Below are 25,663 nucleotides of genomic sequence, written 5' to 3' on the forward strand. Positions count from 1 at the left end.
GTTTCGCAATGACAGTTTTTTTGCAAGGGGTGCGGTGTAAGGCCGACGGCGGGGTGAAGGCAAAATTTTTCACAGTTTACATAAATTATTCACACATCTTTGCTTTATTTATGGTATACTCTGAATAATAGGACTGTTCGGCGTAGGATTCCGGACAGGAGGAGGATAGATTTTTTATGATGGTCGAGAAAATCAACCAGTTATCCCTGCACAACATACACCTGCCGGGCAGCACGCCCCAAAAGGAAACGGAATTGGCCCAGGGCATGGTTCGGGTGAATCATCTATACCGCAGCGCACTGAAAATAGCCGTGGCGCAAATGGAAATCCTGGACGAGGAATTTGCCACCCTCAACGACCGCTCCCCCATCCACCACATCGAGTACCGCATCAAGACCCTGGACTCCATTGTGGAGAAGCTCCAGCGCCGGGGCCATGAGGTCACCATTGACAACATCTACGCCTATGTGCAGGATGTGGCGGGCATACGCATTATCTGCAACTACTTAGACGACATTTACTATCTGCGCAGTCTGCTGACCCGAAACGAGTCCTTCCGGGTGATTCAGGAGGTGGACTACATCAAGACCCCGAAGCCCTCCGGCTACCGCAGCCTGCACCTGATCGTGGAGGTGCCCATCGTCATCTCCGAGGGAACCCTGCACCTGCCGGTGGAGATTCAGCTCCGGACCATCGCCATGGATATGTGGGCCAGCCTGGAGCACGAGCTGCGCTACAAGTCCAGCCGGGCCTTTTCCGATGCCGATGCCAAGCGGCTGCGGCTATGCTCCGAGGCGGTTTTTGAGGTGGACCGGGAGATGCAGAACATTTACAAGGGCAAGCAGGCGGAATACGAGGAGCAGGAGCCTGCGGGAGAAGATGCGAAAGAATAAGATAATCGAATAGAAAAAATCGTCCCCGGTGGGGACGATTTTTTTGTGAGGAGGGCGGAAGGGGTCTGCTGGTCCCCTTCCGCCATGGAAAAGACGGGTTCTCCGCCTCGGCTTGCTTTTTTAATCCCGGGCAAAAGAAAAATGCCCCGGCCGACACCTCTTACACACCATAGTCGGACAAAGCACCAAAAGGCCCCCTGGGGGCTTGCTTCAGACGAATAAGTCTCCCGGCTATGCTTCTTCGCTCCGCCTGCCTTCTCATGCCGCCCGGCACAATGGCGCTTATAGGCTTCGCTCCGCAATACGGTAAAGCTGTGACACTTCACAGCGATGTGCACTCGCTGCGGGACCCTATCCCCGCAGCTCTTCTGGTGTGCGTTCCTCTGGATTCTCTGAGGTCGTCATTTACTTGTGGAAAATATAGTATCATTTTTCAGGGCGTCTGTCAACCGCCCGGAGGGATTCTAGGATAAAAAAGCACGCATCCGGAGGGGAGCCGGATGCGTGCCCGCGTAGGAAAATGCTGCGGGCCCCTGCGGCGTATGCGCTGAAGTGCGCCCCGGGAGCCCCTGTCCTCAGGCCCGGCCCCGCCGCAGCTTCAGCTGCAGCCGGTCGGCAATCATGGCGATAAACTCGGAATTGGTGGGCTTGCCCTTGGCGGAATTCACGGTATAGCCGAAATACTTCTGCAGGGTCTCCAGGTCACCCCGGTCCCAGGCCACCTCGATGGCATGACGGATGGCTCGCTCCACCCGGGACGGCGTGGTGGAAAACCGGGCGGCTACCTCCGGGTACAGGACCTTGGTAACGGCATTGATCACATCCATATCCTGCACGGCAATAAGAATCGCCTCCCGCAGGTACTGATAGCCCTTGATATGGGCGGGGACGCCGATCTCATGGATGATGGCCGTGACCTGGCCCTCCAGAGCTGGAGAAAATTCCCCCACCTCCTGCTGAGAATACGCCGCCTGGCGCATCAGCTCCAGCAGCGACTCCTCGCTGCAGGGCTTGGGCAGAAAATACCACACCCCCAGCTGCACCGCCTGGTTCACCGTGCGCTGCATGCAAAAGGCCGAGACCACAATGACCTTGGGGGCCCGGTCGCCCAGACTCTGCAGCTGCCGCAGCAGACCGAAGCCGTCCAGCTCCGGCAAAACCAGATCCAACAGCAGCAGCTGCGGATGCTTCTGCTGCACCAGGCGCAGCGCCTCCACGCCGGACCCGGTGCTGCCTACCACTTGAAACTCGCCTGTGCCTTCTATGGCACGACTCAGTACCGCTCGGTACTCCTCGCTTGCGTCCGCTAAAATAACGCTTCCTCTGTTCTCCATACTCTCCCTCGTCCTTATACTTCAAGATTTCAGCGCAGAGAATTTTCGCTTCCTCAACAGCACTCCCCTGCCTTGCATATAATTTACCATATTTCAGTGTCGTTTTCAAGATTATTTTAGCGATTATTTACGATTTTATGTTCGCAATTTTTGACAAAATTCGACAACATTTTTTTACATTTTTCACGAGATTGCATCGGCCCGGGGGGCAAAAAGGCAAGGCAAAGAGGCTCCGGGGGAGTCATTTTCTCTGTTTTCATAAAAAAGTCTCATTATACATACTTTTTTTATTGATTTTTATAGTATTTTGACAACAAATTAACAACTTCGACACTTTTTAGGGATTTGACATTTTTTGTTTTTTGTGTCATTCTTTTGGTACGGAAAACACAAGGAAGAGAATGCAAGAAGGAGATGATTCGGTATGAGCAGATTGGATATCAAGTCGCCCAGCCGGGCTGAAACTGTGGTAGAAAATCTTTACCGTGATATGGAGCGGCGCATTGCCGCCAGCCCCCCGGGCCTGTGCCCTGTGGATATGGCGCTGAGCTTCCTGCGCCTGTGCCATGCCCAGAGCTGCGGCAAGTGCGTGCCCTGCCGCATTGGCTTGGGACAGCTTTCCCTGCTCCTGGAGCAGGTGCTTTCCGGCACCGCCACCATGAGCACCCTGGTTACCATTGAAAAAACGGCGCGCACCATCGTAAACACCGCCGACTGCGCCATCGGACGGGACGCTGCCCGGCTGGTGGTAGACGGCTTGGAGGGCTTCCGGGACGACTACGAGGAGCACATTCTGCACCAGCGGTGCCTGGCGGGGCTGAAATACCCGGTGCCCTGCGTGGCCCTGTGCCCGGCAGGGGTGGATATTCCCGGCTACATGGCCCTGGTGGGCGAGGGCCGCTGCGCCGACGCGGTGCGGCTGATCCGCAAGGACAACCCCTTCCCCACCGCCTGCGCCTACATCTGCGAGCATCCCTGCGAGGCTCGGTGCCGCCGGAACATGATCGACGACGCCATCAACATCCGGGGTCTCAAGCGCTACGCCGTAGACCACGCTGGGGAGGTGCCCCAGCCGGAGTGCGCCCCGGCCACCGGCAAGAAGGTCGCCATTGTGGGCGGCGGCCCCAGCGGCCTCAGCTGCGCCTACTACCTGACCCTTATGGGCCACAAGGTCACCGTGTATGAGGAGGCCAAGCAGCTGGGCGGTATGCTCCGCTACGGCATCCCCAACTACCGTTTCCCCCGACATCTGCTGAACGCAGAGATCGAGTCCATCCTGTCTCTGGGCATCGAGGTGCATACCGGCGTCACCGTGGGCAAGGACATCTGGATCGAGGACCTGCAAAAAGAATATGACTGCCTGTACATCGCCATCGGCGCCCACCAGGACAAAAAAACCGGCATTCCCGGCGAGGACAGCATAAATGTTATGTCCGCCGTGGAGATGCTCCGGGACATCGGTGACGACATCATGCCCGACTTCTCCGGCAAGAAGGTAGTGGTCATCGGCGGCGGCAATGTGGCCATGGATGTGACCCGCAGTTCCATTCGCCTGGGGGCGGAGAAGGTCACCTGCGTGTATCGACGCCGGGTTGAGGACATGACAGCCCTGCCCGACGAGGTCACCGGAGCTATGGCCGAGGGCGCCGAAATCATGACCCTGGCTGCGCCGGTGCGCATCGAGGCGGACGAGGAGGGCGTGGCCAAGGCCCTGTGGGTCCAGCCTCAGATCATCGGCGAGGTGGACAAGGCGGGCCGTCCCCGGCCCGGCAACGCCGACCTGCCGGAGGTGCGCCTGGAGGCGGACATCATCGTGGTGGCCATCGGCCAGGGCATTGAGATCAGCGGCTTTGACGCGGCAGGCGTGCCCATTAAGCGGGGCACCTTTGTGGCCGGGCTCTCCGGCCAGGTGGGCGACATGGACAATGTGTTCGCCGGAGGCGACTGCGTCACCGGCCCCGCCACGGCCATTCGGGCCATTGCCGCCGGAAAGGTGGCTGCCGCCAATATCGACGAGCATCTGGGCTACCGCCACGAGATCACCGTGGATGTGGAGATTCCCAGTCCCAAACTCAATAACCGCGCCCCCCACGGACGCATCAACACCACCGAGCGGGAGGCCGGCCAGCGCAGGTGCGACTTTGAGGATATTGAGTGCGGCCTGACCCAGGAGGGCGCCGTCACCGAGGCCTCCCGCTGCCTGCGGTGCGACCACTTCGGCTACGGTATTTTCAAAGGAGGGCGTGTGGAAAAATGGTAAATCTTACAATCGATAAAAAGCCGGTCTCCGTGCCGGAGGGCACCACCATTCTGGAGGCTGCCCGCTCTGTGAACATCGCCATCCCCACCCTGTGCTATCTCAAGGGGATCAACGAGATCGCCGCCTGCCGGCTGTGCATGGTGGAGATCGAGGGCTTCCCCCGGCTGATCCCCTCCTGCGACAATGTGGTGGCCGAGGGCATGGTCATCCACACCAATTCCCCCCGGGCCCGGGAAGCCCGGCGGGTGAACCTGCGGCTGCTCTTGAGCCAGCACGACATTCGCTGCACCAAGTGTACCCGCAGCGGTAACTGCAAGCTGCAGACCCTCACCAACGACTACAACCTCCTGGGTGAGCACTACATCAAGGATCTGAAGCAGACCCAGGACGATTTTTCCAACCCCGTGGTACGCATTGAAAACCGCTGCGTGCGGTGTATGCGCTGCGTGCAGGTGTGCGACAAGGTACAGAGCATGAACATCTGGGATCTCATGGGCACCGGCTCCCGCACCACCATCGGCGTGGCCAATGTCCGATCCTTGGGCGACTCCGACTGCACCTTCTGCGGCCAGTGCGTGACCCACTGCCCTGTGGGCGCCCTGCAGGAGCGGGACGACACGGGCAAGGTCTTTGACGCCCTGGCCGACCCCAAGAAGATCACCGTGGTGCAGATCGCCCCGGCTGTCCGGGCCGCCTGGGCGGAATACTACCACTTAGACCCCAAGTTCGCTACGGCACAGCGGATGGTCACGGCCCTGAAGCAGATCGGCTTTGACTATGTGTTTGACACGGACTTTGCCGCCGACCTGACCATTATGGAGGAGGGCAGCGAGTTCATCCACCGCTTCACCCACCGGGACCGCTATACCTGGCCCATGTTCACCTCCTGCTGCCCGGGATGGGTGCGGTTTGTAAAGAGCCAGTTCCCCCGGTTCGTGGGCAACCTCTCCACCGCCAAGAGCCCCCAGCAGATGTTTGGCGCAGTGGCCAAGAGCTATTTTGCCGAAAAGATCGGGGTAGATCCCCACGATATTTTCGTGGTGTCGGTGATGCCCTGCATCGCCAAAAAGAGTGAGTGCGCCCAGCCCACCATGACCGACGCCTGCGGCGATGCGGATGTGGATGTGGTGCTGACCACCCGGGAGATGGTGCGTATGTTCCGGGGCGAGCAGATCCTGCCCGCCACCCTGACGGAGACGCCTTTTGACAGTCCCCTGGGTACCGGCACCGGCGCAGCGGTGATTTTCGGCTCCACCGGCGGCGTGATGGACGCGGCGCTGCGCACAGCCTACCACATGATCACCGGCAGCAACCCCGACCCGGATGCCTTCAGCGCTGTTCGGGGTATGGACGGCTGGAAGGAGGCCCGGTTTACCATTCCCGGGGCCGGCACGGTGCGCATTGCGGTGGTCAGCGGTCTGGCCAACACCCGCCACCTCATGCGGGCCCTGGAAAAGGGCGAGGTGTCCTACGACTTCGTGGAGGTGATGGCCTGTCCTGGCGGCTGCGCAGGCGGCGGCGGACAGCCCATCCACGACAACATGGAGCTGGCGGAGAGCCGGGGCAATGTGCTGTGGGCCCTGGACAAGGCGGAGCCTGTGCGCTTCTCCCACGAGAATCCGGATGTGGCGGCCCTGTATCGGGATTACCTGGGCTCACCCATGAGCCCCCGGGCCCACCACCTGCTGCACACGGATCACAACGGGTGGAAGATGCCGTCAGAAAAGTAATAGAAAAACCTCTCTTTGTCATTCCGAGGGAGCGCAGCAAGCGTGGGAATCCGTTCTTTTATCTCTAAAGTCCAAGAGGAGAACCGGATTGCAAAGCCCGGGCGCGGGCTTCAAAATGACAGGCACAATAACTGCCAAAGCCCGGCAGACTTTCAAAAAAGTCTGCCGGGCTTTATACGCTCGTGGGCAGAATGAAAAAAACCAGGTCCTTGGACCTGGTTTTTTGGAGCTTGTGGCCGGACTCGAACCGGCGACCTGCTCATTACGAGTGAGCTGCTCTACCAACTGAGCCACACAAGCATCGCTTTTCAAGCAGGGATTATTATAGCATCTTTTTCTTCCCGCGTCAACTCTCATTTTTCCGGGGACGGCGGGAAATACAGTCTGTATTCCCGGGCTTCCTTTTGATGCATTTCCCGGGCCCGTATGGTTTTACTCTTTTTTTCTCGACGGTTTTCGTCAAAATCACGGGGCTGAAAGCCCCCGTTTACCTCTGTTTTTCGCCGGAAAAGGGGCTTCGTTCTTTTTTCGGTCGATTTACATAATACCTTTGCAATTCATATTCTACGATTTGTTATCCACATTATCCACATAGTTTTCCACATACATGATTCCTTATATTTCAGCATCTTTTTCGCTATCTTCCCCTTTTAAGCACCGGAGCAGCTTTCATTTTTGGCATAATTTGAATTTACATAATTCTTTTTTCTTCCAAGAACTGACAGGGCCTTATTTTTCTATCATTTTCCCCTTGACAGAAAAAAGGAGAAGCCGGATATCGGCTTCTCCCTTTGCTGATTTTTGTGGGCATTTATTTTCCCAAACCGGGGCAGACGGCGTCCCGGCTTCCCTTTTTCACAGGGAGGCGAAGATGGCGCAGCCCTTTTTTCTCACCCAAATATACAGCAGCACGGCGGCAGCCAGCGTCAGGGCAAGGAAGGCCGCCATGTATGCCGCAAAGCCCATGTGCCGGCCCACCAGAAAATACAGGGCCGCCATCGCCGCCGCATAGGCCCAGCCGCCCAGCAGGGCGATGGCCACCGCCCCGCCCTGCTTGATGGGGGTGATCTCGCTGGTCCAGTGGAGATTGGGCATTTTCAGGCCCAAAAACAGGTTCAGCAGGGCGGAGAACACCAGGAACACCGCCGCCAGGGCCAGCACCGCTGCCATTTGCGCCGCCGGAAAATCGCACACGGCCACCAGGCACACCCCCAGCACCGCCCCGGGCACCGCCGTAAGTAGCAGGTGCATGCGGAGCTTGGCCCGGAGGACCTGCCAGGCCGTCACCGGCAGAGACTGGGCCAGCCACAGGCTTTTGCCCTCCAGAGACACGGAGGGGGCGGCCATATCGTTCATGCTGATGAGGGCGCACACCGCCGCGCACAGCAGCACCGACACCGTCTCCGTGTCCACGGGAAGCACCAGGGACACAGCTCCCAGGAAGTCCCGGCCCTTCCATATAAGGGCCACAGCGGCTACGACCATGCCCAGGATGCCCATGCCGCAGTTGAGCATATAGTTGGCGCTGGCGGTAAACCGGCGCAGCTCCCGGCTCAGCAGGGCCCGGTCGGGGCTATGCAGGCCCACGGCTCTTTCCCGGTACACCACCTTGGCCACGGCCCCGGTGGAGGTGGCCAGGCGCAGAAAGCTTCGGGCTATAAGATACCACACCAGGGCAAATAGGCCCAGGGTCGCCGCCGCCACTATGGCTATGGCCCCGGCGTCGCCCACAGCCACCCGGCCCACCAGGTACAGGGGGTATGCCCCGCTGCGGATGGTGTCGCCATAGAGGGCGGCGTTGGCCAGCAGCTCCCGGAGCAGATCCCCGGCCTTGGCATAGAAGAAGTAGTACGCGCCGATGAACGCCAAAGACACCAGCATGGTGATGAAGCTCTTATTTTTCAGCTTCTGACTGATCTTCGCCACCACCCAGCCCAGGACACAGGAGAGGGTCAGCACGAAAACGGACAGCAGAAGCAGCTGGATAAGGCACCCCACCACCACAGGAGCCGTGATGCCCGCCACCACCCAGTACACGATGATAGCCGGGAGCAGCACCACCCCGGAATACATAAGGCCCATGAGGTAGACGCTCACCAGCCGGGCGGCCATGACGGTGCGCACGGGGATGGGCATGGAGAGAAGCAGATCGTTATCCTTGGCCATGTAGAGGGTGGAGTAGGTGTTGAACACGCTGCCGAAGATGCCCAAAAAGGCCGCCAGCAGGGTCATGATGGTAAAGTAGAACCAGGCAAGGCCCGCATCGGCCAGGGGGGCACACAGCTGCAGGGATAAGACGGTGAACAGGCCGCCCAGCATACCCACCATGATCACCGCAAAAAACACGAAAAAGCCCACGGTGGCGGCCTTAGACCGGGCCCGGTTCTTCTTGGCGTCGTAGGTATAGCTGCGGAAGATCTCCCCCAGCTGCTTTTTTACCAAAATCTTCAGCATGTTTCCTCCTCCAGCTCCAGGAAAACCTCCTCCAGGGAATCGTCTCCCTTTACCTCCTCCATGGTGCCGGAGCGGATGAGCCTGCCGCCCTTGATGATGGCCACCTTGTCGCAGAGCTTTTCCGCTACCTCCAGCACATGGGTGGAGAAGAAGATGGCGCCGCCGCTCTCACACAGCTCCCGCATCATGCCCTTGAGAATGTGGGCGGCCTTGGGGTCCAGGCCCACGAAGGGCTCATCCATGAGAATGAGCCGGGGCTGGTGGATCCAGGCGGCGATGATGGCCAGCTTCTGCTTCATGCCGTGGGAATAGGCGGCGATGGCCTGGCCCAGGTCGTCCGTCAGGGCGAAGAGGTCTGCATACTTATGAATGCGCTCTCGGCGGGTCTGGGCATCCACGCCGTAGATGTCGGCGATGAAATGCAGGTACTTAATGCCCGTCATGTACTCGTACAGGTCGGGATTATCGGGGATGTAGGCCATCTCCCTTTTGCAGGCCAAGGGCTCTTGGCGGATGGACTTGCCGTCCACGAAAATATCCCCCCGGTCAAACTCCAGGATGCCCACCGCCGCCTTCAGCGTGGTGGTCTTGCCCGCACCGTTGTGGCCGATGAAGCCGTAGATCTCCCCGGCCCGGATGTGCAGGCTCAGGTCATCCACGGCCTTTTTCTCGCCGTAGAGCTTGGTAAGATGCTCAATTTTCAGCATAGCTTTCTCCTCCGTCTCTTAAAATTCCATGGTAAGGCCCACCTGCAGCGGGTGCAGGCGCCGGCCCAGGGTACGGGCCAGGAGCTCATAGGCCTCCGGGCCGGTGCAGTGACCGGTGCAGATATAGGCTACACCGGTGGCCTCCAGCTTTTGGGCCAGGGTCTTGACCTCCGCCTCCGACTTATTATACAGGTGGAAGCCGCCGATCATGGCCCGGACGGTTTTGCCCGGGAAGGCCGCCGCCACCTCGTTTATGATGTTGTCCGCTCCGGCGTGGGAGCAGCTATTGAAAATAACCAGACCCTCCTCCGTCTCCAGCACCAGGCTCTGCTCGTGGGAAAAATCGTCCGGCTGCCACCGGCCTCCCACACGCCGGAACATATGCTCCCGCCGGCCCGCCTGCTGAAGGCCCGGGGTGGAGTGGGGCAGGAGGGTGACTCCGGGAAAAATCTCCGTTTTTTCCCGGACATAGCGGATGCGCCGGGAATAGTCCGACAGCACCGTGGGCGGGATGCCGATATAGCGGCGGAAGAGCCAGCGCCCTGCGTAGCAGTTGGCGGCGCAGGTAGGTCCCACATAGAAGGGGGCGTGGTCGTTGCGGCGGAAGAAGGCCTCCATGCCGTTTCCGTGGTCGTAATGGGCATGGGACAGCACCGCCGCATCCACGGCGGATAGGTCCAGGCCCAGCTTCTCTGCGTTCTCCGCGAACAGCTCCGAGGCCCCGGTGTCCAGAAGGAGCTTTCGCTCCCCATATTCAATGTAAATGCACAGGCCCCACTCCCCCGGCAGGGCATCGCTCTTTCGGTTGTCTACCACCACAGTCGCACGCATGGTACTCCTCCTTTACGCCGCTTCAGGAACAATTTCAGGTGCAATGCGCTTGTAAAATTGTTTTTTCGGTTTTATTATACACTATTCTACCCGGCTGCTGTCAATATGCACTTTCCTATCTTTTCCCCTTGCGGATATAAAACGGCGCCGCCTGTCTGGGCGGCGCCGCAACGCTCATTCCTGCTCATTCAGATCCATCGTGGCATAGGCATTCAGGGAAAGGCCCCCCCGGCGGCCGGCCAGATACTCGTAGTAGCCCTGGGCGCCGATCATGGCACCGTTATCGCCGCAAAGGGCCAAAGGCGGCACGAACAGCGTGCAGCCCGCCTCCTCGCAGGCGGCCTGCAGATCGGCCCGGATGACGGAGTTGGCGGCCACACCTCCGGCGGCCACGATGGTCCTGCGTCCGCTGCGGCGGGCGGCCTCCATGGTCCGGGGCACCAGCTCGTCGCTGACGGCCCGGGCAAAGTCTCGGGCCAAGGCCGCCCGGTCCAGGGTCTCGCCCTTTTGCTGGGCGTTGTGGGCCAGGTTCACCACGGCGGTTTTGAGGCCGGAAAAGCTCATGTCCAGGTCCGCCCCGTCCACATGAGCCCGGGGCAGGTGGTAAACGCCTCCCGGAGACTGCTGTGCCAGCTCGTCCATGGGCTTGCCGCCGGGATAGGGCAGGCCCAGGACCCGGGCCGCCTTGTCGAAGCACTCACCGGCGGCGTCGTCCCGGGTGGCCCCGAGAATTTCCATATCCGTGTAGTCCTTCACATCCACGATAAGGGTGTTGCCCCCGGAGATGGCCAGGGCCAAAAAGGGCGGCTTCAGCTCCGGAAAGGCCAGGTAATTGGCGGCGATATGGCCCCGGATATGGTGTACCGGGATCAGGGGCACGCCCAGGCTGTAAGCCACGCTCTTGGCAAAGCTCACCGCCACCAGCACCGCGCCGATAAGGCCCGGGGCGTAGGTCACGGCCACCGCGTCAATGTCCTTTTTCGTCAGGCCCGCGTCGGAGAGGGCCCGATCCGTCAGGCCGGAAATGGCCTCCACATGCTTGCGGGAGGCAATCTCCGGCACCACACCGCCATAGAGGGCGTGCATATCCGCCTGGGAGAGGATGGCATCGGAGAGCACTGTGCGCCCATCCCGTACCACCGCCACGGCGGTCTCGTCGCAGGAGGATTCAAAGGCCAGGATATTCATGCTTCCGCCTCCCCGTAGGTTTTTGTAAGGATCAGCGCGTCCTCCTTGGGCAAATCATAGTAGTTCTTCCGCCGGCCCGCCTGCCGGAAGCCGAAGCTCTCATAGAGGGCAATGGCCGCGGTGTTGGAGGGGCGCACCTCCAGGGTGAGGAAGGCCAGTCGATTGCCCCGGGCGAAGTTTTCAAAAACGGACAGAAGCTGCGCCGCCACACCCCGGCGGCGATACTCCGGGAACACCGCCACATTGGTGATATAGCCCTCGTCGGCCACCACCAAAAGCCCCGCATAGCCCACCACCTTGCCGGTGTCTCCGTCCTGGGCAACCAAAAAAGCGGCGCACTGATTTTCCAGCTCCTCCGCCAGCATTTTGCGGCTCCAGGGCCGGGAAAAACAGAGCCTCTCCAGCTTTTCCAGCTCCTCCAAATGGTCTGCATGCATGGGTACGATCTTTATGTTCATCTCTTTATCCTTTCGCTTCCAGCCAGGTTTTGCCGCTGTGTGCCTGGGCGGGCAGGGGCACGGACAGGTGCACCACGCCGCTCATTTCCTCCTCCAGCAGCCGCTCCACGGCCTCCTTTTCTCCCTCCGGGCACTCCACGATCAGCTCATCGTGGACCTGCATGATGAGCTTCGCCGCCAGGCCCTCCGCCTGCAGGCGCTGCTCCACCCGCACCATAGCCAGCTTCATAATATCCGCCGCCGTGCCCTGGATGGGCATATTCAGGGCCACCCGCTCCCCAAAGGAGCGCATGTTGAAATTGGAGCTTTTCAGCTCCGGCAGCGCCCGACGCCGATGCATGAGGGTCTCTACATAGCCCTTTTCCCGGGCCGTCTCCACCACCTGCTCCATATAGCGCTTCACGCCCCGGTAGGTGTCAAAATACCGCTCCATATACTCCTTGGCCTCGGCCACGGACACGCCGATGTCCTGGGCCAGGGAAAAGGCGGAGATGCCGTACACAATGCCGAAGTTCACCGCCTTGGCCGAGGAGCGCATCCGGCTCGTTACCTCCTCCGGGGCCACATGGAACACCTTGGCCGCCGTAAGGGTGTGGAAATCCTGGCCGGACAGGAACGCCTGCTGCATGGCCTCGTCCCCGGAAATGTGGGCCAGGAGCCGCAGCTCCACCTGGGAGTAGTCCGCATCCACCAGCACATGGCCCGGGGCAGCCACGAACATACCCCGAATGCGGCTGCCCACCTCGGTGCGGGTGGGGATATTCTGCAGATTCGGCTCCGTGGAGGAGAGGCGGCCTGTGGCCGTCACCGTCATTTGGAAGCTGGTACGGATGCGGCCATCGGGCTCGATGACCTTCAGCAGGCCGTCGGCATAGGTGCTTTTCAGCTTGGCATACTGGCGGTACTGCAGGACATCGGCCACAATGGGCGCCTGCCAGCGGAGCTTTTCCAGCACATCGGCGTTGGTGGACCAGCCGGTTTTGGTCTTTTTCCCATGGGGCAGCTGCATTTTTTCAAACAGCACCGTGCCCAGCTGCTTGGGGGAGTTGATGTTGAAGGTCTCCCCGGCCTGGTCATAGATGCGCTGCTCCAGGTCCGTTATCTTCCCGGCCATGTCCCGGCCAAAAGCCGCCAGGGCCTTGCCGTCCACCAAAAAGCCCCGGCGCTCCATCCGGGCCAGCACGGCGCACAGGGGCAGCTCCACGGTCTCGTAGAGCTCCGTCATGTCCATCTCCCGCAGTCTCTTTTCCAGCACCGGATGCAACGCCGCCACCGCTGCGGTGTAGCTGAGCAGGGCCGCCTGGGCGGCAGCCCGATCCCCCAGGGGCGCGAAGGCGTCCGGCTCCAAATGGGCGGGTCCGGGCAGCTCCTCATTAAAATAGGTAACGAACAGGCGCGGGAGGTCGTAGCTCCCGGCAGTGGCGTCCGCCAGGTACGCAGCCAGCGCCGTGTCGAACACGAAGCCCTCCGTAGGCAGCGCCTGTACCAGGGCCGCCCCCATCAAATCCTTTATATTGTGGCCCACCTTGCGGATGTCGGCAGAGAACAGAGCCTTGAGCAAAGCGTGCCAGTCGCCGCCGTAGCGGTCGGCGTACAGCTCCGCCGCCAGGCAGGTGTCCCCTTCCGTCTCACACTGCACTACCAGGGCCGACAGGTCTCCCAATCCGTACACCGTGACAGCTTTCGCCTGCCGCCATAGCTGCAGCAGCTCCTCAGCCCGGGTCTGCTTCGTTACGATCTCCGCCGTGGCGGTGCAGTCCGGCTTTTCCTCCCGCTGCACGGTCCGCTTCAGGCCGTACTTTTCAATGAGCTTGGAAAACTCCAGCTTCAAAAACAGGTCATAAAGCTCCGGCTTAAAGGGCCGGCGCAGGTTGTCCTCCGGGGTGAAATCCAGGGGCACATCGGTGACGATGGTGGCCAGCCAGTAGCTGTGGCGGGCGCTCTCCTCCCCCTCGGTCAGCTTGCGGATGGCGGCGGGCTTGGCGTTTATATCCGGCAGGCGGCGATAAATCTCGTCGATGGAGCCATACGCCTGTACCAGAGCCATAGCGGTTTTCTCGCCCACGCCGGGGACCCCCGGGATATTGTCCGAGGTGTCGCCCATCAGGGCCTTCAGGTCGATCATGTGGATGGGGTCGAAGCCGTAGGCCTCCCGAAAGGTCTCGGGGGTCATGTCCTTGGTGGTGGTCTGCCCCATGCGGGTAGACACCAGCTTCACCTTGGTGTGGTCGGTAATCAGCTGCAGGCTGTCCTTATCTCCGGTAACAGCCACGCAGTCCCAGCCTGCCCTCTCACACTTGCGGCTGATGGTGCCGATCAGATCATCCGCCTCCCAGCCCACCAGCTCATAGCGGGGAATATCCATGGCGTCCAGCACCTGCTTCAGCACCGGTATCTGCATGGCCAGCTCCTCGGGCATGGCCCGGCGGGTGGCCTTGTAATTCTCGTCCGCCGTATGGCGAAAGGTAGGCTCCCGGCGGTCAAAGGTCACACACAGGGCCTCCGGCTGTTCCTCGTCCAGCAGGCGCTGCATCGTGGTCACAAAGCCGTACACCGCATGGGTAAAAAGCCCGTCCCGGGTACTCAGAGGCCGGATGCCGTAAAAGGAACGGTTGATGATGCTGTTTCCGTCAATAACCATCAGCTTCATGGGAAAGCCCTCCGTGAAAAAATCCATGTACCGTAATCATGTGCCGTTTTCTCGACAGTCTCAATTATACGCCATTTTCCCGCTTAAAACAACTAAAACTCTTGACACCGGGCCGTTTTGTGTTACACTTTCTCTTGTTGGCTCGAAGGGAGGGCTTTTTTTGCTGGAATCAATTTGGACTGTGGGCGAGCAGGTTCTCATATTATTCATACTGTCCGGCGTCGGTTTCGTGCTGGGCAAGGCGAAAATGATCGGCGACAAGTTTAGCCGGGATGCCAGCCAGCTGGTGATGTATGTGGTGTCCCCGTGCATGATGGTGGTGGCCTTTCAGCGCAGCTTTGAAAAGGATGTGTTTCATAATTTTTGCATGGCTCTTTTGCTGTCGCTGCTGATCCATCTGCTGAGCATCACCGTAGCCCAGCTTTTCCTGCGGAAGAAAACCGAACGGGCCGCCGCCCTGCGCTTCAGCGTAGTTCTCTCCAACAGCGGCTTTATGGGCTACCCCTTGCAGACGGCTCTCCTGGGCACCATCGGTATTTTCTACGGCTCCGCCTATGTCACCGTGTTCACGGTCTGCTCCTGGACCTATGGCCTGATGCAGATGTCCGGGGGTCGGGTAAAGGCATCGGCCAAGACCCTTTTGCTCAATCCCGGCGTCATCAGCGTAGTGGTGGCTATGGTACTGTACTTCGGCAGCATCTCCCTGCCCGAGGTGATCCTGGCCCCTGTAAACTATCTGGCCCAGCTGAATACGCCCCTGCCTATGGTCATTGTAGGCTACCAGCTTTCCCAGGCCAAGCTCCTCTCGGCCCTCCGGGGGCGGGACATTTGGGTGGCCATCTTCCTGCGGCTCATTGCCATGCCGCTAATGTCCCTGGGCCTGTGTCTGTCGCTTCACGCCGATCATGCGGTTTCCGTGGCCGTGCTGTGCGCGGCGGCAGCTCCCTGCGCTGCCCTGCTGAGCATCTTTGCCACCCGCTATGAGGGGGACAAGTCCCTGGCCTCCAGCCTGGTGGCCCTGGAGACTCTGCTCAGTGCCCTGACCATGCCGGTGATGGTCGGCCTGGCGGTGGCGTTTTTGTGATAAAATTTGTTTCCAATTTAATTTCTGTCAAAAACAGCCCTGCGACTGATAATGTCGCAGGGCTGTTTAATTGCATTTCATTATTACGGTATATAACATGAGAGTTCAAAGGACCCGGATATTTTTCTTCTGGCGGCAAAGGAGTGCGGTGTGAAGCCGGAACTATTCGATGATTCCCTGGACGCCTGTCGGGGCGCCAAAGCTGCCGGTATGCACGCAATCGGCGTGTACGATCCGTATTTTGATGTATCAGAAGTCGAAATGCGTAAGCTCTGTGACAGGTATATACACAGCTTCACAGAATTGGTGGAGGCGTAAGTGCAGTCATATTTATATGGGAAGGACGGCAGACCTGCGGGCCCGCCGTCCTGCTCTTTATAGGAAAAAGAAAAGACACCCTGTTGGGTGCCTTCTCTGTGTTGGCGCTACCTATTTTTCCGGGCCGTCTCCAGCCAAGTATCGTGGGCAGAAGCGAGCTTAACTTCCGTGTTCGGGATGGGAACGGGTGGACCCTCGCCCTAATCAGCACCAACTATGAAGTTTATTGCACCTTCAAAACCGAACAATGTATTATCGAGAATCAGGAAGGCTTATTGCCTGCATAAATTGTAGGTCAAGCCCTCGGGCTATTAGTACCGGTCAGCTGCGTACATTACTGCACTTCCACCTCCGGCCTATCAACCAGATCGTCTTTCTGGGCCCTTACTCCATAAAGGATGAGAGATCTCATCTTAGGGGGAGTTTCACGCTTAGATGCTTTCAGCGTTTATCTCGTCCATACATAGCTACCCAGCTATGCCCTTGGCAGGACAACTGGTGCACCAGAGGTATGTCCATCCCGGTCCTCTCGTACTAAGGACAGCTCCCTTCAAATCTCTTACGCCCGCAACAGATAGGGACCGAACTGTCTCACGACGTTCTGAACCCAGCTCGCGTGCCGCTTTAATTGGCGAACAGCCAAACCCTTGGGACCGAATACAGCCCCCAGGATGCGACGAGCCGACATCGAGGTGCCAAACCTCCCCGTCGCTGTGGACGCTTGGGGGAGATCAGCCTGTTATCCCCCAGGGTAGCTTTTATCCGTTGAGCGATGGCATTTCCACTCACATACCACCGGATCACTAACTCCAACTTTCGTTACTGCTCGACCCGTCGGTCTCGCAGTTAGGCTCGTTTATGCGTTTACACTCAATGCACGATTTCCGTCCGTGCTGAACGAACCTTTGAGCGCCTCCGTTACTCTTTTGGAGGCGACCGCCCCAGTCAAACTGCCCGTCTAACAGTGTCCCCCGACCCGATTCAGGGCCGCAGGTTAGGAAACCAGCAATCCAAGAGTGGTATCCCACCGGTGACTCCACCGAAGCTGACGCCCCGGCTTCCTAGTCTCCCACCTATCCTGTACATGAATTACCGATTCCCAGTATTAAACTGCAGTAAAGCTCCATGGGGTCTTTCCGTCTAGTTGCGGGTAACTGGCATCTTCACCAGTACTACAATTTCGCCGGGCGGGCTGTCGAGACAGTGCCCAAATCATTACGCCATTCGTGCGGGTCAGAACTTACCTGACAAGGAATTTCGCTACCTTAGGACCGTTATAGTTACGGCCGCCGTTTACCGGGGCTTCAATTCAATGCTTCGGATTGCTCCTGACATCTCCTCTTAACCTTCCGGCACCGGGCAGGCGTCAGCCCATATACGTCATCTTTCGATTTAGCATAGACCTGTGTTTTTGGTAAACAGTTGCTTGGGCCTATTCACTGCGGCCTCTTTCGAGGCTCCCCTTCTTCCGAAGTTACGGGGTCAATTTGCCGAGTTCCTTAACAACCCTTCTCCCGTTGGCCTTAGGATTCTCTCCTCATCTACCTGTGTCGGTTTGCGGTACGGGCACCTTAGCATACACCGGAGCTTTTCTCGCCTCTGAGCATCGCAGACTTCCCTACTATATTTCAGTCCCTTACGCCCAGCTCAACCAACGGCTGGGTTCTGCTATCTCAAAGTGTCCTTCCGGTTTAAGGTTCGGTGGCTACGGAATTTCTACCGTATGTGCATCGACTACGCCTTGCGGCCTCGCCTTAGCTCCCGGCTTACCTTGGGCGGACGAACCTTCCCCAAGAAACCTTAGATTTTCGGCCATTATGATTCCCACATAATTCTCGCTACTCATTCCGGCATTCTCACTCGTGTACAGTCCACCGCTCCTTTCGATGCGACTTCACCCCATACACGACGCTCCCCTACCACTGTTCTAGGAACAATCCTAAGCTTCGGTTATACGCTTAGCCCCGTTACATTTTCCGCGCAGAGTCACTCGACCAGTGATCTATTACGAACTCTTTTAATGAATGGCTGCTTCTAAGCCAACATCCTGGTTGTTTTCGCAACTCCACATCGTTTTCCACTTAGCGTATATTAGGGACCTTAGCTGTAGGTCTGGGCTGTTTCCCTTTTGACAATGAAACTTATCTCACACTGTCTGACTGCTGATCATCAATTAGCCGGCATTCTGAGTTTGATAGAGTTCAGTAAGCTTATCGCCCCCTAGCTCATTCAGTGCTTTACCTCCGGTAATCTAAATCAACGCTAGCCCTAAAGCTATTTCGGGGAGAACCAGCTATCTCCGAGTTCGATTGGAATTTCTCCGCTAACCACAAGTCATCGCCGGTCATTGCAACGAACGTGCGTTCGGTCCTCCATGAGATTTTACTCTCACTTCAACCTGCTCATGGTTAGGTCACCCGGTTTCGGGTCTATGGCAACGAACTTTATACGCCCTATTCAGACTCGCTCTCGCTTCGGCTTCGGTACTGAATACCTTAACCTTGCTCGTTACTATAACTCGCCGGACCGTTCTACAAAAAGTACCTCATCACCCTTTAACGGGCTTTGAGTGCTTGTAAGCACAAGGTTTCAGGTTCTCTTTCACTCCCCTCCCGGGGTCCTTTTCACCTTTCCCTCACGGTACTGCTCCTCTATCGGTCATCAGGTAGTATTTAGGCTTGGATGGTGGTCCACCCGTTTTCCCACGGGGTTCCTCGTGTCCCGCGGTACTCTGGATACTCGCTGTCAGCTTCCTCTTTCAAATACGGGGCTCTCACCCTCTATGGCCGGCCTTCCCATGCCGTTCTTTTAGATTCCTCTGATCGTGATGCAAGTCCTAACCCCGGAGAATAAATCCTCCGGTTTGGCCTCCTCCGCGTTCGCTCGCCACTACTAGCGGAATCTCGGTTGATGTCTTTTCCTGCCCCTACTTAGATGTTTCAGTTCAGGGCGTTCCCTTCGTACGCCTATTTGATTCAACGCACGATACTGGAGTATTGCTCCAGTGGGTTTCCCCATTCGGAAATCTCCGGATCAACGGATATTTGCTCCTCCCCGAAGCTTATCGCAGCTTGTCGCGTCCTTCATCGGCTCCTGATGCCAAGGCATTCCCCTTGCGCTCTTTATAGCTTGACCTATTAGAGATATGGTTCTCTATAGTTGAATTATGCAGGCAATCACAGATTACGCAAAATTGTTATTGTTACCCTCATCTTTCCAGATGTTGTCCACAATTAAAATCAACTTACTTTCTTTCAAGTCTCCTTGAAAGACCTCTCTGTTGCCTTGCTTTCATCACTTTAATACATTGTTCAGTTTTCAAGGTGCAATCTCCAGCCTTTGTTAAGGCCAGAAATAAGTACTCAATTTCTTTGAATACTTATTTCCGAGCTTACTCAGATTGGTGGGCCCGAGTGGGCTCGAACCACCGACCTTACGATTATCAGTCGTACGCTCTAGCCAGCTGAGCTACGGGCCCATATTTCCTTTTTGGTGGAGATAGTCGGGATCGAACCGGCGACCTCCTGCTTGCAAGGCAGGCGCTCTCCCAGCTGAGCTATATCCCCGTCCTATCTTCAAGGGTGTGTGCCCTCTAAATTAAACAACGACAAAACGAAATCTTAAACGGTCTGACCAGGATGTTACAAGTCAAGCTCTTGGCCTGCTTGAGGTCTCCTTAGAAAGGAGGTGATCCAGCCGCTCGTTCTCGAACGGCTACCTTGTTACGACTTCACCCCAATTATCGAACCCACCTTCGACCGCGCCCTCCATAATTGGTTAGGCTACGGGCTTCGGGTGTTCCCGACTCTCATGGTGTGACGGGCGGTGTGTACAAGGCCCGGGAACGTATTCACCGCGGCATGCTGATCCGCGATTACTAGCGATTCCGACTTCATGTGGGCGGGTTGCAGCCCACAATCTGAACTGGGACGGCTTTTAGGGGTTCGCTCCATCTTGCGATTTTGCATCCCTCTGTTAACCGCCATTGTATTACGTGTGTAGCCCAGGACATAAGGGGCATGATGATTTGACGTCGTCCCCACCTTCCTCCGTTTTGTCAACGGCAGTCTCGCTAGAGTGCTCTTGCGTAGCAACTAACAATAGGGGTTGCGCTCGTTGCGGGACTTAACCCAACATCTCACGACACGAGCTGACGACAACCATGCACCACCTGTCTCTACTTTCCCCGAAGGGCACCTAACATATCTCTATCTCGTTAGTAGGATGTCAAGCCCTGGTAAGGTTCTTCGCGTTGCTTCGAATTAAACCACATAATCCACCGCTTGTGCGGGCCCCCGTCAATTCCTTTGAGTTTCAACCTTGCGATCGTACTCCCCAGGTGGAATACTTATTGTGTTAACTGCGGCACGCAGGGGGTCAGTCCCCGCACACCTAGTATTCATCGTTTACAGCGTGGACTACCAGGGTATCTAATCCTGTTTGCTCCCCACGCTTTCGCGCCTCACCGTCAGTTGTCGTCCAGCAATCCGCCTTCGCCACTGGTGTTCCTCCTAATATCTACGCATTTCACCGCTACACTAGGAATTCCGATTGCCTCTCCGATACTCAAGAAGAACAGTTTCAAATGCAGTTCACGAGTTAAGCCCGTGGATTTCACATCTGACTTGCCCTCCCGGCTACACGCCCTTTACACCCAGTAAATCCGGACAACGCTTGCCACCTACGTATTACCGCGGCTGCTGGCACGTAGTTAGCCGTGGCTTATTCGTCAGGTACCGTCTTCTACTCGTCCCTGACAAAAGAAGTTTACAACCCGAAAGCCTTCTTCCTTCACGCGGCGTTGCTGGGTCAGGCTTGCGCCCATTGCCCAATATTCCCCACTGCTGCCTCCCGTAGGAGTCTGGGCCGTATCTCAGTCCCAATGTGGCCGTTCAACCTCTCAGTCCGGCTACTGATCGTCGCCTTGGTGGGCCGTTACCTCACCAACTAGCTAATCAGACGCGAGGCCATCTTTCAGCGATAAATCTTTGACATTAAGGCCATGCGACCTCAATGTGTCATGCGGTATTAGCAGTCGTTTCCAACTGTTGTCCCCCTCTGAAAGGCAGGTTCCTCACGCGTTACTCACCCGTCCGCCACTGTCCTCTGCTTCAATTGGACGAATCCTCTTTCCACAGATTCTCGTTCGACTTGCATGTGTTAAGCACGCCGCCAGCGTTCGTCCTGAGCCAGGATCAAACTCTCTATAAATGGTATCTAAACAACTCTATCGAGCTGCTCAAATCTTTACAGAGCTATTTGTCATAGCTTCAAAAAACTTTTTATACTTAGTTCCGCGGGTAATTGACTCAACCCCGCTTTCCCAAGTTTTAGTCGCACTTTTCAGTGCTCCCGTCTGGTGCTTTTCGTTTCGTTCGTTGTTTAATTTACAAGGTACACGCCCCGTGCGGAACATTTGTTATTATACTGCGTTATGCCAGCTATGTCAAGCACTAATTTCAACTTTTTTCAAGTTTTTTCTGCGCTCTCCTGCCGGCCTAACCAGCCGCCGCCTCTCGACGACTTTGCTACTTTACCACACCTCCGCCCTCCTGTCAACCCTTATTTTTACTTTTTTTAATTTCTGTCTTCACTTACGCTAATGTCACCTCCCCGGTCTTTCCTTTTTTCGGAAAGTGTGCTATGATAGCGGCGTATTGAAACCGCATTTTTTCATTGACAGCCCGGATATGATACCTATTTAATGTGTGATTGCGAGGTTTTTATGGCTGCATTTCTTTCAAACATGAGCGCCGCCCTGCCTGCGGCGCTTTGGGCGGGCCGGGTGCTGCTGCTTTTGGCAGCGGTGTGGGTGCTGCTGCGCTGCGGCCTGTCCCTGTTCGGCCAGAGGGAGGAGCCGGAGGTCTGGGGCTTTATCAGCCTCTCCAACGGCGCCCGGTACGACCTGACCCACTGGGAAAACATGATCGGCCGGATGCGCAGCGCCGATGTGCGGGTGAACTTTCCGTCGGTGTCCCGGTGTCATGCCGCTCTGTGCCGAAATGACCAGGGCCAATGGACGGTGTACCCGGTGAACCACAGCAGCGGTGTCCTGCTCAACGGTGAGCGCAAGCTGGAGAGCGCACCGGTGAAAGCCGGGGACTGCATCGCCGTGGGCGGAGTGGAGCTGTACTTCTTTCCCTCCACGGAAACGGATGAGGCTAAGGTGGCCCGTCGCCGGGCCCGGGAGCAAGAGCGACGCCGCCTCTCCCCGGTGGGGACGCTGCTGACGCTGAACCTGTTCCAGGTGCTGCTGTTTTTGCAGGTATTCTTCACCGCCCAGCCGGAAAACCGCCTGTCCGTAGCCCTGACCTTTGGGGCCCTGGCCGCCTTGGCCTGGGGGCTGTATGGGCTCTACCGGGCAGCCCAGCGCACAGCCTACGAGCTGGAGACGCTGGTGTTCCTGCTCATTAGCATAGGTGCGGCGGTAACGGCGGCCTACGACCCCGATTCCCTATTGAAGCTGGTGTGTACGGTGGTCATAGGCATGGTGCTGTTTCTGCTCATGAGCGGCGTACTGCGAAGCCTGCATATGTCCATCCGGGCCCGGTGGCCGGTGGCCGTTGCCGCCGGGGTCCTGCTGGCCTTCAATGTGGTGCTGGGCGAGCGAATCTTCGGTGCGAAAAACTGGATCTCCATCGGCCCCCTCTCCTTCCAGCCCTCAGAGCTGGTGAAGATCGCCTTCGTTTTGGTAGGCGCAGCCACCCTGGACCGCCTGTTTGCCAAGCGAAACCTGATTTTCACCATTTTGTTTTCCGCCTACTGTGTGGGGTGTCTGGCGCTGATGAGCGACTTTGGCACGGCGCTGATCTTTTTCGTGGCCTTTTTGTGTATCGCCTTTCTGCGCACCGGAGATCTGCCGTCCATTGCCATGATGGTGGCGGCGGCGGCTTTCGGCTGCGGCATCATCCTGCGCTTTAAGCCCTACATCGCAGACCGCTTCGCCGCCTGGGGACATGTGTGGGACTACGCCCAGGACATGGGCTACCAGCAAACCCGCACTATGAGCGCCATGGCCTCGGGAGGACTGTTCGGCGTGGGGCCGGAGGCAGGCTGGCTCAAATATGTGGGGGCGGCCAACACGGATCTGGTATTCGGCGTAGTGGGCGAGGAATTCGGCTTCCTGCTGGCTCTTTGCTGTGTAGCCGCAATGGTTCTGCCCATTGTGTTCACCCTCCGCTGCGCCGCTGTGGCCCGCTCCTCCTTTTACACCATTCTCTCCTGTGCCACCGCCGCTATGCTGGTGTGCCAGATGGCGCTGAATGTGCTGGGAGCGGTAGATCTTCTGCCGCTGACCGGCGTTACCTTCCCCTTTGTATCCATAGGCGGGTCCAGCATGATCTCCTGCTGGGGGCTCATGGCTTATCTCAAGGCCGCCGACACCCGGCAAAACGCCAGCTTCGCCCTGCGTGCGCCGAAGCTGGCGCCGGAGAAAAAGGCCCCGGTGCCCAAGCCCAAGGCCCCATCCCGGGATGGCTTCTTCGCCGACCGGCCCGACATCCCCGTGGATGATATCTTCGGAAAGGAGGACCGCAAATGAAACAGGTCAAGCAGCGCACACTCCTTATTTATATATTGCTCCTGCTGTTTTTGGCGGGGCTGGTCCTTTACAGCGTCCGTTATGCGGTCCTGTCCGGCCGCTGGGCCTCCTTCCCGGGCAATGCCGGAGCCTTTGACGACGGCGTGCCCGTTTTGGGTCAAATCGTTGACCGCAACGGTGAAATTTTGTTCGACGCCGCCACCGGGTCTTACAGCGACGACGGCACCCTTCGCCGGGCCACCCTCCACGCCGTAGGCGACACCGCCAGGAACATCTCCACCTCCGCCCTGCAAAACTTTGAAAAGCAGCTCCTGAACTACAACCCGGTCACCGGCATCAACGGTGGCGGCGGGCGGGTATACCTGACCCTGGACAGCCGCCTGCAAACGGCAGCCTATGAGGCCCTGGACGGTGCCAAGGGCACCATCGGCGTATACAATTATCAGACCGGAGAGATCCTCTGCATGGTCTCCACACCCGCCTTCGACCCCGCCGATCCCCCGGAAATTGCGGACGGCGACAGCCGCTACGACGGTGTGTACCTGAATCGTTTTCTCTCCTCCACCTTCACCCCGGGGTCTGTTTTCAAGGTTGTCACCGCAGCCGCCGCCCTGGAAAAGCTGGAGGGCGTGACAGACCGCACCTTCCGCTGCACCGGCAGCGTGGACATCGACGGCGATACCATCACCTGTCCCTATGTCCACGGGACCATGGATTTTTACGAGGCCATGGCCAACTCCTGCAACTGCGTTTTCGCGCAGCTGGCCGTGGAGCTGGGCGGTGAGACCATGGAGCAGTACGCCCGGGCCGCCGGGCTTCTGGAGGGGCACACCGTCAGCGGCATTGCCACCGCCGCCGGAGCCTATGCCGTCTCCACTGCCAACAGCGAGGTGGGCTGGTCCGGCGTGGGCCAGTACGAGGACCTGGTGAATCCCTGCACCCTGATGACCATGATGGGCGCCATCGCCGGCCGGGGCAGCGCCCGGGAGCCGTATCTGCTGGAAAAAGTCACCTCCCTGGGCACCGATCTCACCCATGCCACCGGCTCCGCCGGAAAAATGCAGCTCTGGACCCGGGACACCTGCGACACCCTGGCCCAAATGCTGCGCAACAATGTGACGGAGACCTACGGCCAGAGCCGCTTTGACGATTTGCCCGTGTGCGCCAAGTCCGGCACCGCCGAGGTGGGCCAGGGCAAAGCGCCCCACAGCTGGTTTGCGGGCTTTGTGGACAGTGACACGCTGCCCCTGGCCTTCGTGGCGCTGGTGGAAAACGGCGGCGGCGGCAGCGCCGTAGCCGGAAGCGCCGCCGCCCAGGTCCTGCGCACCGCCGCGGAGATATTGTAAGCCCCCGGGCTTATATCGCATTTCTTGCGATGTGTCATTGCGAGGGCGCAAAGCGCCCGTGCCAATCCGTAATCCCAGCGTGGGCACCCCTTCCGGTGCTTCGCGCCATCCCCTCTTCCCGCTTTTCTCCATAAAAAAACGGCCCCACGGGGCCGTTTTTTTGAGACTGTCGAAAAAACCTCCGGGTTTTTCCGACAAAAAGCTTGCGGTCTGCTGCGCGCATAATTTGTCCGTCACAGACGGACAAATTCCACACTGGCAGCCCGAGCTGTATTTTCTCTCACGCACATGTCGCGAGAGAAAATGATTTTATTTCTTTGCCGCCTGCGGGCGGCAAACTCTGCGAGGCTTTTTTGACACACTGAAAAAACGGCCCCGCGGGGCCGTTTTTTTGCCATACTTTTATCCTTCTGCTTTTTCCACAGTGAAGCCATACACGGCGCCGTCCCGGGCGTCGGTCATATCTGCGCCGGTGGAGGCATATTGTCCGTCAATATAGAACGCCCAGTATGTGCCGTCCGTATCATAGTCCGCAGTGATGCCGATGACCTCCTTGATATACAGGCCGTATTCGCTCTTCTCGCCGCTGATGATGTTCAGGGCCTGCAGGGCTGCGCCCACGGTCTTTTCATCGGTTTTCACGGTGAAGTCCGTTTTGGTGCCCTGGCCATCCGTCACCTCTACGGTAAAGGCCGTTGCGCCCTTACCCAGGGTCTCGCCGTCCTTCACGCCCACGGTGTTCTTTCCCGCGGCAATGGGCATGGGCTTTGCGCAGGCGCACAGGGCCAGCGCCATAACCAAGGCCAGCAAAAAGGCTATTGTTTTTCTCGTTTTTTTCAAAAATTTCACCTCCTTTTTCTCCTTCAGTAT

Annotated in this window: 15 protein-coding genes, 3 tRNA genes and 3 rRNA genes; 7 read left to right on the forward strand and 14 right to left on the reverse strand. The window is 58.1% G+C overall.

Annotated features, from left to right (window positions below; translation table 11 throughout):
• The first annotated feature begins 176 nt into the window (after positions 1-176).
• Positions 177-893 carry a GTP pyrophosphokinase gene (locus KI236_RS06860; RefSeq protein WP_212820471.1) on the forward strand — a complete coding sequence of 239 codons (717 nt, stop codon included), beginning with the start codon at positions 177-179 and terminating at the stop codon, positions 891-893.
• A gap of 575 nt (positions 894-1,468) precedes the next feature.
• Here KI236_RS06860 and spo0A read toward each other — a convergent pair.
• Complete coding sequence (gene spo0A / locus KI236_RS06865) at positions 1,469-2,227, reverse strand: sporulation transcription factor Spo0A (protein WP_212820473.1); 759 nt, start codon at positions 2,225-2,227, stop codon at positions 1,469-1,471.
• A 424-nt stretch (positions 2,228-2,651) separates the two neighbouring features.
• Here spo0A and KI236_RS06870 point away from each other — a divergent pair, with 424 nt between their 5' ends.
• Positions 2,652-4,487 carry an NAD(P)-binding protein gene (locus KI236_RS06870; RefSeq protein ID WP_212820474.1) on the forward strand — a complete coding sequence of 612 codons (1,836 nt, stop codon included), beginning with the start codon at positions 2,652-2,654 and terminating at the stop codon, positions 4,485-4,487.
• Complete coding sequence (locus tag KI236_RS06875) at positions 4,481-6,217, forward strand: [FeFe] hydrogenase, group A (RefSeq protein ID WP_212820476.1); 1,737 nt, start codon at positions 4,481-4,483, stop codon at positions 6,215-6,217. Before KI236_RS06870 ends, KI236_RS06875 begins: the two co-directional genes overlap by 7 nt.
• Before the next feature lie 224 nt (positions 6,218-6,441).
• Here KI236_RS06875 and KI236_RS06880 read toward each other — a convergent pair.
• The 7 genes from KI236_RS06880 to polA form a co-directional block, all read right to left on the reverse strand.
• A tRNA-Thr gene (locus KI236_RS06880) sits at positions 6,442-6,517 on the reverse strand.
• A 555-nt stretch (positions 6,518-7,072) separates the two neighbouring features.
• Positions 7,073-8,671 (reverse strand): hypothetical protein, encoded by a 1,599-nt coding sequence (locus tag KI236_RS06885; protein ID WP_212820478.1) that lies wholly within the window; start codon positions 8,669-8,671, stop codon positions 7,073-7,075.
• A complete protein-coding gene (locus KI236_RS06890) occupies positions 8,665-9,378 on the reverse strand; it encodes an ABC transporter ATP-binding protein (RefSeq protein WP_212820479.1) in 714 nt (237 codons plus the stop codon). The genes KI236_RS06885 and KI236_RS06890 overlap by 7 nt, the downstream gene beginning before the upstream one ends.
• An 18-nt stretch (positions 9,379-9,396) precedes the next feature.
• Positions 9,397-10,209 (reverse strand): MBL fold metallo-hydrolase, encoded by an 813-nt coding sequence (locus KI236_RS06895; RefSeq protein WP_212820481.1) that lies wholly within the window; start codon positions 10,207-10,209, stop codon positions 9,397-9,399.
• A gap of 174 nt (positions 10,210-10,383) precedes the next feature.
• Complete coding sequence (tsaD, locus tag KI236_RS06900; RefSeq protein WP_212820483.1) at positions 10,384-11,397, reverse strand: tRNA (adenosine(37)-N6)-threonylcarbamoyltransferase complex transferase subunit TsaD; 1,014 nt, start codon at positions 11,395-11,397, stop codon at positions 10,384-10,386.
• Positions 11,394-11,855: a ribosomal protein S18-alanine N-acetyltransferase gene (gene rimI / locus KI236_RS06905; protein ID WP_212820484.1), complete on the reverse strand. Its 462-nt coding sequence runs from the start codon at positions 11,853-11,855 to the stop codon at positions 11,394-11,396. Before rimI ends, tsaD begins: the two co-directional genes overlap by 4 nt.
• Positions 11,856-11,859: 4 nt before the next feature.
• Positions 11,860-14,505, reverse strand: a complete 2,646-nt coding sequence (gene polA / locus KI236_RS06910) for a DNA polymerase I (protein WP_212820485.1) — start codon at positions 14,503-14,505, stop codon at positions 11,860-11,862.
• Positions 14,506-14,665: 160 nt separating this feature from the next.
• Between polA and KI236_RS06915 the strand changes: the two genes are divergently transcribed.
• Complete coding sequence (locus tag KI236_RS06915; protein WP_212820487.1) at positions 14,666-15,589, forward strand: AEC family transporter; 924 nt, start codon at positions 14,666-14,668, stop codon at positions 15,587-15,589.
• A gap of 120 nt (positions 15,590-15,709) precedes the next feature.
• Positions 15,710-15,907: an HAD family hydrolase gene (locus tag KI236_RS06920; protein ID WP_212820696.1), complete on the forward strand. Its 198-nt coding sequence runs from the start codon at positions 15,710-15,712 to the stop codon at positions 15,905-15,907.
• A 99-nt stretch (positions 15,908-16,006) separates the two neighbouring features.
• On the opposite strand, the gene rrf is transcribed toward KI236_RS06920, so the two are convergent.
• From rrf to KI236_RS06945, 5 genes are all read right to left on the reverse strand, one after another.
• Positions 16,007-16,122: ribosomal RNA gene (gene rrf / locus KI236_RS06925) — 5S ribosomal RNA — on the reverse strand.
• A 76-nt stretch (positions 16,123-16,198) separates the two neighbouring features.
• Positions 16,199-19,042 (reverse strand): 23S ribosomal RNA (locus KI236_RS06930).
• Between the two features lie 266 nt (positions 19,043-19,308).
• A tRNA-Ile gene (locus tag KI236_RS06935) sits at positions 19,309-19,385 on the reverse strand.
• Between the two features lie 12 nt (positions 19,386-19,397).
• Positions 19,398-19,473, reverse strand: a tRNA-Ala gene (locus KI236_RS06940).
• Positions 19,474-19,587: 114 nt separating this feature from the next.
• Positions 19,588-21,118 (reverse strand): 16S ribosomal RNA (locus KI236_RS06945).
• Together the 16S, 23S and 5S rRNA genes with 2 tRNA genes alongside form the textbook arrangement of a ribosomal RNA operon.
• Positions 21,119-21,632: 514 nt before the next feature.
• Between KI236_RS06945 and KI236_RS06950 the strand changes: the two genes are divergently transcribed.
• Positions 21,633-23,447, forward strand: a complete 1,815-nt coding sequence (locus KI236_RS06950) for an FtsW/RodA/SpoVE family cell cycle protein (protein ID WP_212820488.1) — start codon at positions 21,633-21,635, stop codon at positions 23,445-23,447.
• Positions 23,444-24,793, forward strand: a complete 1,350-nt coding sequence (locus KI236_RS06955; RefSeq protein ID WP_212820490.1) for a penicillin-binding transpeptidase domain-containing protein — start codon at positions 23,444-23,446, stop codon at positions 24,791-24,793. Before KI236_RS06950 ends, KI236_RS06955 begins: the two co-directional genes overlap by 4 nt.
• Before the next feature lie 402 nt (positions 24,794-25,195).
• On the opposite strand, the gene KI236_RS06960 is transcribed toward KI236_RS06955, so the two are convergent.
• Positions 25,196-25,633 (reverse strand): DUF4430 domain-containing protein, encoded by a 438-nt coding sequence (locus tag KI236_RS06960; RefSeq protein ID WP_228738104.1) that lies wholly within the window; start codon positions 25,631-25,633, stop codon positions 25,196-25,198.
• Between the last annotated feature and the right edge of the window lie 30 nt (positions 25,634-25,663).

Source organism: Vescimonas fastidiosa, assembly GCF_018326305.1.
Taxonomy (GTDB): domain Bacteria; phylum Bacillota; class Clostridia; order Oscillospirales; family Oscillospiraceae; genus Vescimonas; species Vescimonas fastidiosa.

Coding starts and splice junctions, on each gene's coding strand:
- KI236_RS06870 (WP_212820474.1), top strand. CDS start 2,652: ATGAGCAGATTGGATATCAAGTCGCCCAGCCGGGCTGAAACTGTGGTA.
- polA (WP_212820485.1), bottom strand. CDS start 14,505: ATGAAGCTGATGGTTATTGACGGAAACAGCATCATCAACCGTTCCTTT.
- KI236_RS06950 (WP_212820488.1), top strand. CDS start 21,633: ATGGCTGCATTTCTTTCAAACATGAGCGCCGCCCTGCCTGCGGCGCTT.
- tsaD (WP_212820483.1), bottom strand. CDS start 11,397: ATGAATATCCTGGCCTTTGAATCCTCCTGCGACGAGACCGCCGTGGCG.
- rimI (WP_212820484.1), bottom strand. CDS start 11,855: ATGAACATAAAGATCGTACCCATGCATGCAGACCATTTGGAGGAGCTG.
- KI236_RS06860 (WP_212820471.1), top strand. CDS start 177: ATGATGGTCGAGAAAATCAACCAGTTATCCCTGCACAACATACACCTG.
- KI236_RS06890 (WP_212820479.1), bottom strand. CDS start 9,378: ATGCTGAAAATTGAGCATCTTACCAAGCTCTACGGCGAGAAAAAGGCC.
- KI236_RS06875 (WP_212820476.1), top strand. CDS start 4,481: ATGGTAAATCTTACAATCGATAAAAAGCCGGTCTCCGTGCCGGAGGGC.
- spo0A (WP_212820473.1), bottom strand. CDS start 2,227: ATGGAGAACAGAGGAAGCGTTATTTTAGCGGACGCAAGCGAGGAGTAC.
- KI236_RS06885 (WP_212820478.1), bottom strand. CDS start 8,671: ATGCTGAAGATTTTGGTAAAAAAGCAGCTGGGGGAGATCTTCCGCAGC.
- KI236_RS06895 (WP_212820481.1), bottom strand. CDS start 10,209: ATGCGTGCGACTGTGGTGGTAGACAACCGAAAGAGCGATGCCCTGCCG.
- KI236_RS06955 (WP_212820490.1), top strand. CDS start 23,444: ATGAAACAGGTCAAGCAGCGCACACTCCTTATTTATATATTGCTCCTG.